Source organism: Bacteroidia bacterium (genome assembly GCA_023228875.1).
Classification (GTDB): domain Bacteria; phylum Bacteroidota; class Bacteroidia; order NS11-12g; family UBA955; genus JALOAG01.
In genome coordinates, this window is record JALOAG010000004.1 from 57,501 (window position 1) to 73,701 (window position 16,201).

The 16,201-nt window shown below is 35.5% G+C and carries 7 protein-coding genes (1 of these 7 running past the window's edge); 6 read left to right on the plus strand and 1 reads right to left on the minus strand.

All coding sequences use genetic code 11. From position 1 onward, the window contains the following. The 6 genes from M0R38_05850 to M0R38_05875 form a co-directional block, all read left to right on the plus strand. On the plus strand, window positions 1-1,092 hold the 3' portion of the coding sequence (locus M0R38_05850) for a TonB-dependent receptor (GenBank protein MCK9481266.1). It extends 783 nt beyond the left edge of the window; the window shows 1,092 of its 1,875 coding nt (coding positions 784-1,875); its start codon lies off the left edge, out of view; the stop codon is at window positions 1,090-1,092. A 24-nt stretch (window positions 1,093-1,116) separates the two neighbouring features. Next, window positions 1,117-2,301: a T9SS type A sorting domain-containing protein gene (locus tag M0R38_05855; protein MCK9481267.1), complete on the plus strand. Its 1,185-nt coding sequence runs from the start codon at window positions 1,117-1,119 to the stop codon at window positions 2,299-2,301. Between the two features lie 14 nt (window positions 2,302-2,315). After that, window positions 2,316-3,305 (plus strand): T9SS type A sorting domain-containing protein, encoded by a 990-nt coding sequence (locus M0R38_05860; protein MCK9481268.1) that lies wholly within the window; start codon window positions 2,316-2,318, stop codon window positions 3,303-3,305. Beyond that, window positions 3,302-4,297: a hypothetical protein gene (locus M0R38_05865; protein ID MCK9481269.1), complete on the plus strand. Its 996-nt coding sequence runs from the start codon at window positions 3,302-3,304 to the stop codon at window positions 4,295-4,297. Before M0R38_05860 ends, M0R38_05865 begins: the two co-directional genes overlap by 4 nt. A 171-nt stretch (window positions 4,298-4,468) precedes the next feature. After that, window positions 4,469-8,785, plus strand: a complete 4,317-nt coding sequence (locus M0R38_05870) for a PKD domain-containing protein (GenBank protein ID MCK9481270.1) — start codon at window positions 4,469-4,471, stop codon at window positions 8,783-8,785. 278 nt (window positions 8,786-9,063) lie between these two features. Next, a complete protein-coding gene (locus M0R38_05875) occupies window positions 9,064-13,359 on the plus strand; it encodes a PKD domain-containing protein (GenBank protein MCK9481271.1) in 4,296 nt (1,431 codons plus the stop codon). A gap of 56 nt (window positions 13,360-13,415) precedes the next feature. On the opposite strand, the gene polA is transcribed toward M0R38_05875, so the two are convergent. Next, window positions 13,416-16,181 (minus strand): DNA polymerase I, encoded by a 2,766-nt coding sequence (polA, locus tag M0R38_05880; GenBank protein ID MCK9481272.1) that lies wholly within the window; start codon window positions 16,179-16,181, stop codon window positions 13,416-13,418. Window positions 16,182-16,201 lie beyond the last annotated feature (20 nt).

A 16,201-nucleotide genomic window follows, 5' to 3' on the forward strand; every position in this document is an offset into this window, starting at 1 on the left:
AGAAGCAGACAGGTTGATGATGTGATTAGGTTGTATTCAGACTTTGTTTCATCAGGTATAAATACATATTATATCAAGACAGCTTTTTTTGATGAAAAAATTGTTTTTACAGATAATCAATTCAATGAATATCATAACCATGCCCAAACAATCGTAATGGATTTCAGCAAGAAATGGAGGTTAGGTCTTGCAGGGAGATTGACTTTTGGAATAAATGAAACACTTAACAAAGGTATTGTTAAAGAATATAATGGTATTAGGTTTCAAAATCTTTTTTCAGGGTTCATCTCGTATGAAAATAAGTATAAAAAGCTTCATTATACTTTCTCACTTAGAGAGCAATTACATAATGCAGAAATACTTCTACCCGCTCCATCCATTGAGTTCTTTAGTTTCTTAACTCCTAAAATGAAGATTAGGATGAACTCAGGGTTGTCATATAGGGTTTCGACTTTTAATGATTTATATTGGACACCTGGTGGCAACCAAGCATTGCTCAATGAGACAGCATTCAAGAATGAAATAGGATTTGATTATATTCAGAGAAAATTAAAATTCAATTTTAGCATCTATTATAATGAAATAAGTAATCTTATTGTATGGATGGATAATGGCAGCTTTTGGGAGGCAGAGAATTTAAGAGGAGCAAGAGTTTTGGGAACAGAAATAAATGTAAAAACCCTCTTAATTGATAGGCGTAAGACTCAATTAATATTGGGTGTGTTTGCAAGTCTAAATCATTCTGTATATACTAAAACAGAAATCGGAAATAGAGATATTAAAGGTAATCAATTAATATTTATACCTATTGAGATGGGAAATGCTTATGCTGATTTTCAATTTAATAGATTCAGTATTGGCATTAGCGATAATTATACCGGTAAAAGGTTTATCTCAACAGATAATAGCAGCTTTCTCAATACATACAATTTAGTTGATATTAAGACAAGCTATAAATATCAGCACGATAAAAGTCAAGGTGAAATAGGATTTTCTGTTAATAACGTTTTTAATACTCCTTATGAACTATTTAAAGGCAGACCGATGCAAGGGAGGAGTTATAGGGTCTATCTAATTTTAAAAATCAATTAATTAATTTAATATAAACAAATCAAAATGAACAAGTTAAGTTTTAAATCAGCATGCCTATTTTTTGTATTAGGCTTTTTTGGAAGTGCTCATGCACAAGATTTTTCAATTTTAAAAAATTCAATTAGGTTTTGGGTTGGTAGTGGAACTGATTCGGGCGCGGTTGTAGTAACTTTCCCCGGTGAAGGTTTTTCTGACTCAAGCTTCATTTGGGGAGTGTTGTTTAATGATTCAATTTCAGGTGGTGATATGCTCCAGGCTATTGAAATGGAAGATGTTAATTTTGATTTCAAAAATCTTGGCGGATTTCTTGATTCGGTAAATTATAATAATCATTCAGGATATAATGCGGTAAATAATTTTTGGTGGAATACATTTAGTTTGAATAATGGAAACTGGGAGTTTAATTCAGGGTTGACTGCATTTATGCATCAAGAAGGAGTTTATGGAATTTCTTATACCGATTCTGATACAAGCACATGGATGCCAAATAGGTTGCCTACATTAAATCCAGTGCCTGCATTAAATCCTCAAATTATTAGTGTTGCAGATTTTGACAACAACCAATGGAGATGGTTTGGTGAGGGTAACAGCAAAGCAATTATGGTTATTGACTTTGCTCCAAATCTTGAAGGAAAGTCTTTTGCTTTTGGAGTGCAATTTGATGATACTACAACAGGTTTGGAATTACTTCAGAAAATTGCATTTGAAGATTCCACTTTTCAATTTAATGCTTCAGGTTTTTTAAATGATATTTATTTTCATTCAGATTCCGGAATTGGAGGAGCTCCAAATTATTGGGGTACATGGTCTGCGACTAACTATGGCAATTGGATTAGTAATATGGGAATATCCACAGTAGTCAAAGACGGAGACTTTTTTGCTTGTACTTATACAGATTTTAATCCAGCTTTAAGACCTTCATACCCTCAGGTAATTCAAGCACCTCAAACAGGCAATACTTCAATAGTAGAAACAGAAAAGACTGGTGTACAAGTGTACCCGAATCCTTTTAATTCACAGTTCACTATTGAGTTGGAAGGCAGTGAGAATGCTTCAATTACTATTTTTACAATTGAAGGTAAAGAAATGGTAAATACTCAATTTGCTGCTTCAACAACAATTTCAACTTCTGATTGGAATGCGGGTATTTATATTGGAAGGATTGAGAGTAAAAGCAGGGTCATGATTATCAGAATCATCAAAGAGTAATCTACAATCTATTTATGTTAAAGTTGATATTGCCAAAGTTGTTTGTACTTACTGTCCTAGCGTTTGTTTATTGCAATGCAGGTGCACAGTTTGATCCTGCTGCGGGAGTTGCAGGAAGTAAAGCCTTACACGCTGATTCGACAATCTTTGTCTCTTGGGTAAACAGTTGTGAAGTCGAGAGAGGGAAGTTGAATATTGCAGACACATCTAATGCCCTTGCTTCTTATGGAGATGAAGTGAATGCAAACGGCAAGTCTGATGGTGCTGTTGTAAGTTTGGGAGATGGAGGTATTGCTACCTTATATTTCTCTCCTGCAATAGTGAATGGACCCGGAGCAGATTTTGCAGTTTTTGAAAATTCATTTTCAGATACTTATCTTGAATTAGCATTTGTTGAGGTCAGTTCTGATGGAGAGCACTTTGTGAGGTTTCCTGCTGTCTCTAATACTGATACATCAGCACAGGTAAACAGTTTTGGCAATATTGATCCAACCAAAATATATAATCTAGCAGGTAAGTACAGAGTGTTTTATGGAACCCCCTTTGACTTAGAAGAACTAAAGGACTCTCAGGGTTTAGACATCAACAAAATTACACATGTACGAGTGGTTGATGTTATTGGCACAATTGACTCAAACTTTTGCACAAGAGATAGCAGAAGCATTAAGGTTAATGATCCTTATCCTACAGCATTTGAATCAGGAGGGTTTGACTTAGATGCAGTTGGTGTGATTTATAATGAGAATACCTATACCGGTATAAATGTGGTCTCTGAGCCTTATATTACTTTTCCAAGTATAATGTTACCTAACACACAAATTGAGTTAAATTTTAAAGAGAGCTTACAGTTTCAAGTTTATGACGCTTCAGGAAAGACAATTCTAACACAGGAAAGGTATTCAAATAGCATTGTAGTTCAATTTGAAAAAATGGGTGTATATATAATAAGATGGAGAGCCAAATCAGGTATTGTTGGAACTCAAAAGGTAATAGTGAAAAAATGAAAAAGGTAATTATCTTCCTGTCGGTATTGACTTTATTAATTACTTCATGTAAAAAAGAAGTAAAAAAAGAACAGACGATACCATCAAGCGACCAAAGAGTAATTGTAATCAATGAGGGAAATTTTGGATGGGGTAATGCAGACTTTGGGGTGTATGATCCAACAAGTAAAGAGTATCAAGATCACGTATTTGAAACTATAAATAAACGACCGTTGGGTGATGTGCTGCAATCAGCAATTATTCATAAAGACGAAATGTTTCTTGTGATTAACAATTCAGGGACGATAGAAGTGGTTGATAAGATTAATTTTAAGCATAAACGAACACTTTCGAATCTGGGAACGCCAAGATATTTAGCTGTAATTGAAGGAACAGATGAGGCTTACCTGAGTGATACCTATTCTAATAAAGTAAGCAGGATAAATCTTAAAACAGGTAAAATATTATCTCAAACACCTGCATTCGGTTGGTTGGATAGGATTGTTTCAATTAATTATAAGACTTATTTAGTTCCCAGTCTTATATCTCATGTTGTTTATTTTATTTCTTCAGAAAATAATTCAGTAATTGACAGTATAAAGTTTGAAGGTGATTTGGGGAAAATACAAGTATTTAATGATAAGGTTTATTTGTTAGAGAGACTAACAGGTAAGTCTGTAATTTGGGAAATTAATGAGAATAAAGAACTGAATCCATTTCTTGAACAAGAAGATGCCAATATAGAATTATTTGATATGACCTCAGATGGCTGTTTCGTTCTTTCTGAAGGTAAATTATCTATATACGAGGATTCTCATTTTTCATCGTTGACCTCATTGCCTGCAACCGGTAAGTATTATACCATGAACTACGACAACAGGTCCAAACTTTTATATATTGCAGATGTGAGAGATTATGTCAGAAAGGGATTGGTATTTGTAATTAATAAACAAGGTTCTATAAATGCTCAAGTGGAAGTAGGTACTATACCAAATGGATTTTTATTTGAGTAAAAATTTATCGAATAAGTCTCTAAGTCGTAAATAGCTGAAATTTAATAATATGCCCTAACCCTGGATATAATAATGTTTCCTTTTTTTTAAAATAAGCGATTAAAAGTTTGGATTTGTCTATCATAGAATCTACATTTGCCGTTGTATAACCGACAAATAAATATTAATATTATGATAAAACGTTACAAAATCAATGGAATTCGAGCATTAGTAGTGGGAGGGATTGCCGGTCTTGTTTCTCTAATGCCATCTCAAGTTAAGGCGGCACTCAGTTCCGGTACTGCATATACAATTGATGCGGGTCAGGCAGCCAGTGCTACAAACTATCACAACTTTCAATCATTCTTTAATGATATCTATATTGGCTCGAGGACTGATGGTGGTCCGGCACAAGGTCCCGGAGTAAGCGGAGCAGGCGATATAGAAGTGAATGTTGCACCCGGAGCTACTTTTACCGAGCAAGTTACTGTTTACCAACACGCATCTTTATCAGCCAGCAGAAGGGTTGTTATTAAAGGGAATAAGGCAACATTGACCTACAATGCTACCAATAGTTCAATTCGTCATACAATTTGGATGAACGGAGCAGATTATTACACCTTTGAAGACCTAAGTATTATTGGTACCAATGCAAACTATGCTTATGTGGTAAGACTGTCAGGTCAGGCAAATTATAATATTTTCAGGAACTGCACCATTGCAGCACCGAATTATAATTATGCGAATATTACTTCCGGTAGTCCGACTAGTAGCTGGTCAAACACAACAATGAGTAGTGCTTTGGTTGCGTTCACGAGTTCTGCAAATAACTTACCCTCAACAAACAGTGAAATCAATGGACTAGGCAATCTTTTTGAGAATAATATATTAACCGGTCCTCCGGATGGTTCCAGTTTGGTAGGTCCTACCTATGGTATTTTTGAGTTAGGAAGTACCTCAAGTGCAGCCGGAGAGAATGAATACATTGGAAACCAAATAAAGAATATCAGTGCGTGCGGTTATCTTTCAACGTATAATAGTGGGGGTAAATTCAATAATAATATTATTACACGTAACCTCACTTCTAATTTTCAGGGTGTAATAAGTAGAACTTATTTTTATGGCATGCACTACTATCGTCCGTATCTTTCAATATTTCCTGCTAAGGATATTGAAATAATGGGAAATGAAGTCAAAGAGATAGGTAAAATTCTACAAAACAATGCATACCAGTTTTATGGAATTAGTATAGTGTATGCAAATGGCAATAGTTCCTCCTCAAATCAGGGATATGGTGGTAGTAATGTGTTTAGAGTGGAGGGTAACTACATCCATGATAATGCTGCCGGGTCTTCATACACAACGAGTGCATATATGTATCAGTTCTATATATACTATTCACAAGCTGTGTTGATGGTGAACAATATTTTTGCAAATAACCATGCCTTCTCAAATTATAGTTCACCAAGCAGCAGATATAGTTATAACTATAGTTATTGGATGTATAATACCGGTGAAATTGTCAATAATACTTTTTACAGGAAACTTGATTATAATAATCAGTTATATGGCAGTGTTGACTATTTGTATTTTTATGGTAGTACCTATAGTTATACAAATCCCAGCCAGCCGTATAAAGAGCAAAATAATTTGTTCAACAATATTGTATTCTATGACATAACAGGCACAACCGGTTATAATAACAATTATGTACCGAATTTGTATTATTGGTCAAGTGTAAAGAATAATTCATTTTATCAGAATTTAAAGCAAGCAAACTATAATGCACAGATTTATTATGCATATTATGTTGGCGGGTCATTAGGCAGCCCATATAATTTGATTACTGTAAAGGACCTAAACAATATGAATAAATGTGCAGACAATATCTGGGCAGATCCCAAGTTTGTAGATCCTGATAATGGCAATTTTATTCCTACTAATCCCGAGCTCAAATCTGCCGGGATGAACTACACCTCTACGGCATATCCAAGTGGAATTACCACAGATATAAACGGAGACAGCCGTAATCCGCTAAAGCCATCCATAGGAGCAATAGAGCCCTATTTTGAGTTTTCTATCAGCGGAGACTTTAATGGCGGGGTGTATAATATATGTGGAGGAGATAAAGCACCATTGTCCGGTTCTGTAAAAAGTGCATTGACATTTAACTTCCCCGGTGGTAAAGTGGGCTATAAGTTAAACAATAAACCCATTCAGTATTTTGATTTGCCAACTATTTCAGCCGGAGGCACAGAGAATTTTGATTTTGGTTTAGTTGATTTTTCAGGAGCACCTAAAAATTCGGTTCTTAAGGTATTTATTTCTCATCCTGATGACAACCATGCGAACGACACATTGACATTTAATATTAATGTAGAGCGAGGAGCGTATGGAGGTGTAGTAACTATGAATCCTTCAACAAAAGGATATGCACCCAAGCCGGAAGAAGGCAGAGATTATTGGGTAACCATACCTGATGATGTAATCAAGTTGGATATCAGTGCACCAACAGAGTTTACCAATGCAGAATATGGTGTTAAGTATTCAGTAACAGGAGAAGCACATTCCATGTCAGGAGTTTTGTTACCTGCAAGCACATCCACATATAGCCATAATGTAGTAACCGGAGGTACTTGGTCAATCAATCCTCCAGAGGCTTATGTAGATAGTTTCATAGAAGTTTCTTTAAAACTTCACAATATGCTGTCAGGATGCGATTCAATCGTAAAACGTACAGTATTTGTGTCTGCATTTGGCAAACCTGATTTTAAGGATCCACAAGCATGTATGGGAACTCAAGTAGAATTTGAGAATTTATCAAATGTTCACAGCGGCTATTTAACCTATGAGTGGGATTTTGGCAATGGACAAACCAGTACCAATACAAACGGAAAAACAGTATATCCGACAGCCGGTACTTACCAAGTAACATTAAAGACAACCACATCTGAGTGGAAGTTTGTAAAGAGTATTACCAAAACGATAACCATCGCAGAAGGACCCGTTGCTAATTTTACAGTAGATAGCAAATGTTTTGGAGCTCCTGTAACTCTTACCAATACGACTACCAGTAATGTAGGCGTTCCGAATTACACATGGGATTTTGGGGATGGACAAAGCAGCAATGTTGCCAATCCTACTGTGAATTATGCCGTACAAGGAATGTATGATATTGTATTAACAGCAGAAAAGAACGGATGTTCCACCACAGCAACACAGACAGTATCGATGTTTGCGCAACCTGTAGCAGGGTTTAACCTGAGCAGCGGCAGTTGTGCAAATGCACCATTTGAATTTAACAATACTTCTACCGTGAGCCAAGGAAAGATAGGATATTTGTGGAGTTTAGGCGAAGACAATAATAAGTCCACCCAAAAACACGCAAACTACATGTACAAAACCGCAGGCACCAAAACAGTTAAGTTAGTAGTGTCATCTGCATTGGGTTGTAGCGATTCCATCACAAAGACAGTTACCGTAGTACCCGGTCCAACCGGAGATTTTACAGTAACCGGAGAATGTCAAGATGGAGATGTATTATTTGCATCCATAGATCCAAACCTAAGCGGAACAACATACAATTGGACAATTGACGGACAATCCGCAAGTGGAGTAAGTACTGTTACCAAACAGTTTAGCACAATTGGAACTCGCACAGCATCGCTTACTACAAGTTATCTTAACGGATGTGCTCAAACAGTAGCTAAAAGCTTCGTGATTAAACCAACACCAAAAGTTGATTTTGTAACCGGAGGTACTATTTGTTCAAATAACGAAGTAATTATTGAAAATAAAACAAAATGGTCTGACGGAAATGTAACATATACTTGGGACTTAGGTGATGGAAACACCTCTGTAAAACAACATCCTACACATACTTATTCAAATGCAGGAAATATTAATGTGAAATTAACTGCTAATATTGTTAATGGCTGTTCTGATGAAATTACCAAAACCCTTACAGTGAATCCTGCCCCAAATAGATGTCAGTTTGTAATAGATTTTGATGGTTCTAAGGGATTAAGAGCATATAATTTCGAGCCAACAGATGGAAATAATACAGGAGCAGAATCAGGGGTAACATATACTTGGTATTTTGGAACAGGAGCTAGTAATCAAGCCTCAAAGGGTGAATATGTTTATTCACATGATGGTCAGTACACTGTAACGATGAGAGCTAAAACAGCATCCGGTTGCGAATGTGAATCAACACAAACGCTGACCATAGATAGAACAAGCGTTAATGATGTTGTTGGAAACATAGGGTTCAATGTATATCCTAATCCAAGTACAGGTGTATTTACTATTGCAATTGCAGAACCTGCACAGAATGGAACAATTGAGGTATTTGATGTAATTGGAAATAAATTAGCAAATTACACTTATGCTGAAATGATGTCCATGAATTGGACTATTGATTTGTCTTCAGAAAGCAATGGAATCTATTTAATCAGATATTCTTCTGCAAACCAAACTATCACTAAAAAAATTAAGTTAGTAAAATAATTTTAGACAGCTACCTGATAAAAAGACCCACTGATTACAGTGGGTCTTTTTTTTGGAAAAAAATTTATGAGATAATACATGCAATTATTGAGTCGAAAATTGCGTGATAAATATCACTCCTTTTAACGGGCTTAAATATACAGAATGTGTTTTTTCAATAGACGAAACGAACGTATTAATATACTAATTTTAAAGTTAAAATAAACACAAAATTTGTTTTAATCATTTTATTCATTCAAATTTGTTTTCACTTAGATAAGCATATAAATTTAATATTTATGAATAACACATTTATAAACAACTCGTTGAGGTGTTTTGCCTTGGGTTTTTCCGGTATTGTTGCATTCTTGATTCCAATACAAGTAAATGCACAACTTTCAGGAAGCAGTTACACTATTGATAATTCAAGCGGTGCAAGTTCTACAAACTACGCCACATTTCAAGCTTTCTTTGATGATATAGCATTTGGTTCTCGCTCTGACGGAGGTGCCCCCAACGGACCTGACGTATCGGGTAATGTAACTGTCAATGTAAAGTCAAATGCAACTTTTAATGAGCAAGTTACCGTATATCCTTCTTGGACAATGGATCAATCTAATAGGGTAACGATCAAGGGTAATAATGCTTTATTAACTTTCAATGCTACCAATCCGTATGCAAGACATACTTTATGGCTTTATGGTGCCAGTTTTTTCACTTTTGAGAATTTGAGAGTAGAAGGGACGAATGCAAGTTATGTTCATACTGTGAGGTTGTCTGATTTTGCAAACTATAACATATTTTCGAAGTGCACTTTAAGTGCTCCAAAATATAATTATAGCGGTACTGTATATGCAAGTTACCCAGAGTCTATGTATAATTATTATATGGGTTTTTATTCAGGAGCTGTTGTTGTACTCAATAGCGATCCGGGATCTCTGGAAGCAGAGAGTTATTATTATGGACAAAATGGTAAGGGTAATAAATTTGAGAATAATTTGATTATAGGACCACCGGATGGTTCTTCTTTGATAGGACCTACTTATGGAATTTTTGAACAAGGTGGTGCATCTTATGATGATGGTGAAAATGAGTTTGTTGGAAATGTTATAAAGAATATTAGTGCCGTAGGTATATATTCATTTGGCAGTAGTGGCGGCAAGTATAATAACAATGAAATTACCCATAATCTAAAAGCCCCGTTTCAATATCCATATTATGATAATTGGTTTTATGGCATTGATATACGTTGGCCTGATTTGAACGCACATTCTGATAAAGACATTGAAATCATAGGAAATAATATCCATGATGTTGGCGATTTTGCACGAAGTGATAATGCCGGTTCTTTCTGTGGAATTAATGTAAGTGCACTCTATGGATGTGAATATTGCTATAATATGCACTATGGTGCAAACATTGTTAGAATCGAAGATAACACGATAGTAAATAATGTCATTGGCAATAGTAACTACCCCTATAATAATTTTTATGGTATATCTACACCATCAGTCGGTTCTGCATTTATCATTAACAATATTGTTGCGAACAATATGATATTTAATACTTCTTACGGAGATTTTTATCCTTATGATTTATATAAATTATATTCTTCAGGTGATGTGGTTAATAATACATTTGCGTTGACTAAAAAAGTACCATCCGGAGTGTATTGTTATGGTTATAACTATATTTATGCTTATGGGTATAATGCAAACCAAGCCAATCCTCCAATTGAAAGTTCTACAAGAGTTGAGAACAATATATTTCATTATGATTTGAAAGGTGTAACCGGAGGTGAAATTGATTTTGATATGGAATATATTAGTTCTATCCGTAATAATGACTTTAATTTAGTCAATATGCCTGCATACTATCATTATTTTTATGCAATAGGTTCTTCATATACAAGTGCAAACGGTCAAATAGATGTGGCGCAGATTAATTCATTAAGTCCGGAGTCCAAAGATAATATCAAGGCAGATCCTAACTTTGTTGATCCCAATAATCTTAATTTTACATTTATGAATCCTGCTTTAAAATCTGCCGGATACGGGTACAAAAACACAGTTTATTCAAGTGGTATAGATAAAGATATTAATGGAGATTCTCGTAACCCCTTACGCCCATCTCTTGGTGCAATTGAACCATTCTTTGAATTTAAAATATCCGGTACTTTTAATGGAGGCAATTATAATCTCTGTGGTGGAGATAAAATTCCAATGACCGGCACAGTAAACAGTACTTTAAACTTTGATTTCCCTAATGGTAAAGTTGGTTATATTTTAAATAATAAGCCTGCTGTCATTAAAAATATAGGCACTGTAGCGGCACTAAGTAGCGCAAGTTTCGACTTAGGATTCATTGATTTCACCGGTGCGCCTTTAAATACGATATTGAAAGTTTTTATTGCACATACAGATGATAATCACGCTAATGACACCCTTACATTTAATATTCAAGTAGGACGTGGTGCTTATGGTGGAATATTAGTTACAAATCCCACAAGCATGGGAAGAGAACCTGATTTGGATGAAGGAAGAGATTATTGGATTACTATTCCCGATGATATAATTAAGTTAGATATCAGTGCCCCAACTGATTTTACAAATGCACAATATGGTACGGGATATAAAGTTACTACTAGTGCAAGAACGTTATCAGGCATTGTTCTGCCTGCATCTGCATCTACTTATGTTCATAATGTAGTTACAGGTGGTACATGGCTAATTAATCCTCCTGAGTCAGTGGTTGATAGTTTTATTATTTGTGAACTTAGATTAAATAATATATCTACAGGCTGCGATTCTTTGGTAACGAGAAAGGTTTTTGTAGCGCCATTTGGCAAACCTCAATTCAAGGATCCTCATGCATGTATGGGCGCAGATGCTGAATTTGAAAACCTTTCTACTGTTCAGAGCGGTTACTTAACATACGAATGGGATTTTGGTAATGGACAAACCAGTACGAATACTAATGGTAAAACAAGTTTTGCTTCACCGGGAACTTATCAAGTTACTCTCACTACCACAACTGTTCCCCTAGGATTTGTAAAGAAACTTACGAAGTCAATTGTTATTTCTGAAGGTCCTGTTGCAGATTTTGATTTTACCAGCCGTTGTTTTGGTACGCCTGTTACTTTAGTGAATACAACAACAAGTAATATTGGTGTTCCTGCCTATACTTGGGATTTTGGTGACGGACAAACAAGCAATGCAGTGAATCCTACTGTTTCTTATGGGGCGAAAGGTTTATATATCATTACTCTAACTGCCGAAAAGAATGGTTGTGCAACAACTGTAGAAAAGACTATTGCCATGTTCGAACAACCAACCGCTGATTTTACAGTAAGCAGTGATAAATGTGCCAATCATGAATTAACTTTTACAAATAACTCAAGCAATCTAAGTGGTAAGATTGGTTATTTGTGGAGTTTTGGAGAAAACAATGTTCAATCAACTCAAGTTAATGGTGAGTATAGCTATGAAACAGCAGGAAATAAGAATGTAAAACTTGTTGTTCAAACCGCACTTGGCTGTATGGATTCTATCACTAAATCGGTTTCTATATTGCCTGGACCTTCCGGTGAGTTTAGTGTAATCGGAGATTGTCAAGATAGAGATATGATATTTGCATCTGTTGATCCTGTGTTAGGAGGTACAACTTATAATTGGACAATTGATGGTATCGCTCAGAGTGGGGTAAGCAGTGTTACTAAGAAGTATAATAGTATAGGAGAACATACTGTTACTCTTGATATTTCTTACACAAATGGATGCTCTAATAGTGTTACAAAGGTAGTTGCAGTGAAACCTACTCCAAAAGCAGATTTTGAAGTAGATGGCTCTATTTGCGCAAATAGTGAACTTATTATAGACAATAAAACCAGATGGACTGATGGCGAAGTGAATTATCTATGGGAGTTTGGTGATGGCAATACATCAATTCAACAACACCCTATTCATACTTACTCAACACCCGGAAATGTTAATGTTAAACTCATCGCGAGTATCACAGATGGATGTACTGATGAGATTACAAAAACATTGACTGTGAATCCATCTCCAACAAAGTGTCAGTTTACTGCAAATTATAATGGTAATAATGGACTTAGAGCTTTTGATTTTGAACCCACTGATGGAAATAATGTAGGCGTTGAGTCAGGAGTTACATATACTTGGTATTTTGGCGATGGATATAGTATGAAAGGGAATAAAGGTTCTCAAGACTATAATCAAGATGGAACCTATAAGGTTACAATGAGAGCAGAAACCGCTTTAGGTTGTGTATGTGAATCATCTCAAACCATTGTTATTGACCGCACTAGTACAACAACTATTTCAAGTAAATTTAACTTTAGCGTTTATCCTAATCCAAGTACAGGAGTATTTAAAGTTGAGGTTGTAAATGCTGATAAGGCAGGACTTGTTGAAGTGTTTGATGTAATTGGAAATAAGATTCAAAGTTATTCTTTGACAGAGATGAATGCTATGAATTGGAATATCGACCTAAGCACTCAAAGTAATGGTATCTATATCATTCGTTATGTCTCTGAGGGGCAGTTTGCTACTCAGAAAGTGAGGTTAATGAAATGATAATTTAAAGAATTTATCATACTAAAAGGGCTGTCTGTTAAGGCGGCCCTTTTTTATTAGTGCGCTGCTAACCAATTTTCTCCAACGCCAATTTCAACAAGAACCGGAACATTTAATAACATTGCATTTTCCATTTGATTTTTTACAATAACTTTCACTTGTTCCAACTCATGGTTTGGCACTTCAAATAGTAATTCATCATGCACTTGAAGTATCATTCTTGCTTGGATGTTTTTTTCATTAAAGGCTTGGTCAATATTAATCATTGCAATTTTAATCATATCTGCAGCGGAACCTTGTATGGGGGCGTTGATTGCATTGCGTTCTGCGAATCCTCTAATGGTTTGGTTGCGTGAGTTGATGTCCTCAATATATCTTCTGCGACCCATCAATGTTTTGACATAACCTTCTTTACGTGCAAATTCGAGTGTATTATCCATATACGCTTTTATTCCGGGAAATTTTATAAAGTATTCTGTGATAATATCCTGTGCCTCTTTGCGTGGAATGCCTATCCTCTCCGAGAGTCCAAATGCAGAAATGCCATAGATAATACCAAAATTGACTGTTTTTGCTTTCCTGCGCATCTCCTTAGAAACTTCCGCGTAAGGTACGCCAAATACTTTTGATGCGGTTGAAGCATGGATGTCTTGCCCACTATTAAAAGCTGCAATCATGTGCTCGTCTCCTGACATGGATGCAATTACTCTTAATTCAATTTGAGAGTAGTCGGCACTCATTAAACTATATTCTGCTGATGGAGTAATAAAGGCTTTGCGAATTTCACGTCCTTTTTCTGTTCTAATGGGGATGTTTTGAAGGTTGGGGTTGTTTGAGCTTAATCTCCCTGTGCCCACAATCGCTTGATTAAATGAAGTGTGTATCCTACCGGTGCTCTCTTTAATTAGCAATGGTAATGCATCAACATAGGTTGATTTTAATTTAACCAATTCCCTGTAATCTAATATGTGATTGATTATTTCGTGAGTATTAACCAATTTTAGTAGTACTTCCTCATTGGTTTGATATTGTCCGGTTTTGGTTTTCTTTGGTTTCTCAGATAGTTTTAGTTTGTCAAATAGCACTTCGCCCATTTGTTTTGGTGAGGACAAATTGAAAGACATTCCTGCAAGTGAAGTAATAGTTTTTTCAAGTTGTGCAATGTCTTTTGCGAGTTCATAAGAATAGTTTTGTAAGAAATTCTTATCCACCTTTACTCCTGTTTTTTCCATGGATGCCAAAACGGGAATCAACGGTAATTCTATTTTTGAGAATACTTCGGACAAGTTTCTCTCTTTTATCAAAGGAGCAAGTTTATATTTTAGTTGTAATGTTATATCTGCGTCTTCTGAGGCATATTTAGTTAATTCATTTAGTGCAACAGCAGTCATTTTGAGTTGATCTTTCCCTTTCTTACCGATTAGTGATTCTATGCTAATTGGGTCATATTGCAAGTAGTTTCTGGAAAGTTCATCCAAATTATGTCTTCTATCAGGGTCTATAAGAAAATGTGCAATCATGGTATCGAAGTAGGGTGCTTGTATTTGCACTCCTTCTTTGTTGAGAATCATTAAATCGAATTTTAGATTCTGCGCAACCTTCATTTTGGTTGAGCTAAATAGGGGTACTAATAACTGTAAGAACTCTACTTTGTTATTGTGATTAAGATTGATATAATATGCTTCATCTTGCTTAACACTAAATGAAAGCCCTATAATATTTGAGTCAATTGGATCTAAGCCGTCTGTTTCAGTGTCAAAACAAAATTCATTAACCGTGTGGAGTTTTTGAACTAAATCTGTTAATTCATCTTTTGAGTTAATTAGTACATAATGTTGTTGTTGTTCATTAAAATTTTTAAATATCTGAAGTATGTCTTCTTGACTTTGTTGTGGTTCTGTTTGATGAACAGCTGAAAACAAATCTTGTTGTGTCGTATTCTGTATTGGCTGGCCAAATACTTTTTGAGCTAAAGTGCGAAACTCAAGTTCTTTAAAGACATCCTCTAATTTTTGTTTGTCAGGAGGGTCTAAAATCAGTTGAGATTCATTGAAGTCAATGGGGACTTTTGTATTTATGGTTGCTAACTTTTTGGATAGAATGGCTTGTTCCTTATTTTCTTCAACTTTGGTTTGCAATGCTCCCTTTAGCTTATCTGTATTGCTAATCAGATTTTCAACAGAATGAAATTCGGAAATAAGCTTTTTGGCCGTTTTTTCACCTACTCCGGGTACCCCCGGAATATTGTCAATGGCATCTCCCCATAAAGCTAAAATATCAATCACTTGGGCAGGGTTGTTCACCTCCCACGCTTGTTTGACTGCTGTTGTGTCCAAAATGGTATGTCCATTGCCCATACGTGCAGGTTTAAAAATAAAAATATTGTCCTGTACTAATTGAGCAAAGTCTTTGTCTGGGGTCATCATATAGGTATTAAACCCTTTTGTTTTTGCTTCTAATGCTAAGGTGCCAATAATGTCATCCGCTTCATATCCATCCATCGTTATTACCGGAATATTAAACCCCTCAATGATTTGAAAGATATAGGGGATAGATGCAGACAAATCTTCAGGCATTGCTTCTCTTTGTGCTTTGTATTGCGGATAAATCTCATGCCTTTCTGTGGGTGCACTTGTATCAAAAACAACTGCTATATGTGTTGGTTTTTCTTTTTGGAGTACCTCAAGCAATGTCATGGTAAACCCATACATTGCTGAGGTGTTAAGCCCTTTTGAATTATATCTGTGATTATTGCTGAAAGCAAAGAATGCTCTATAGGTTAGTGCCATGCCATCCAGCAAGAAAAGTTTCTTATCTGACATGGTTCAAAGGTAGGAAGTTT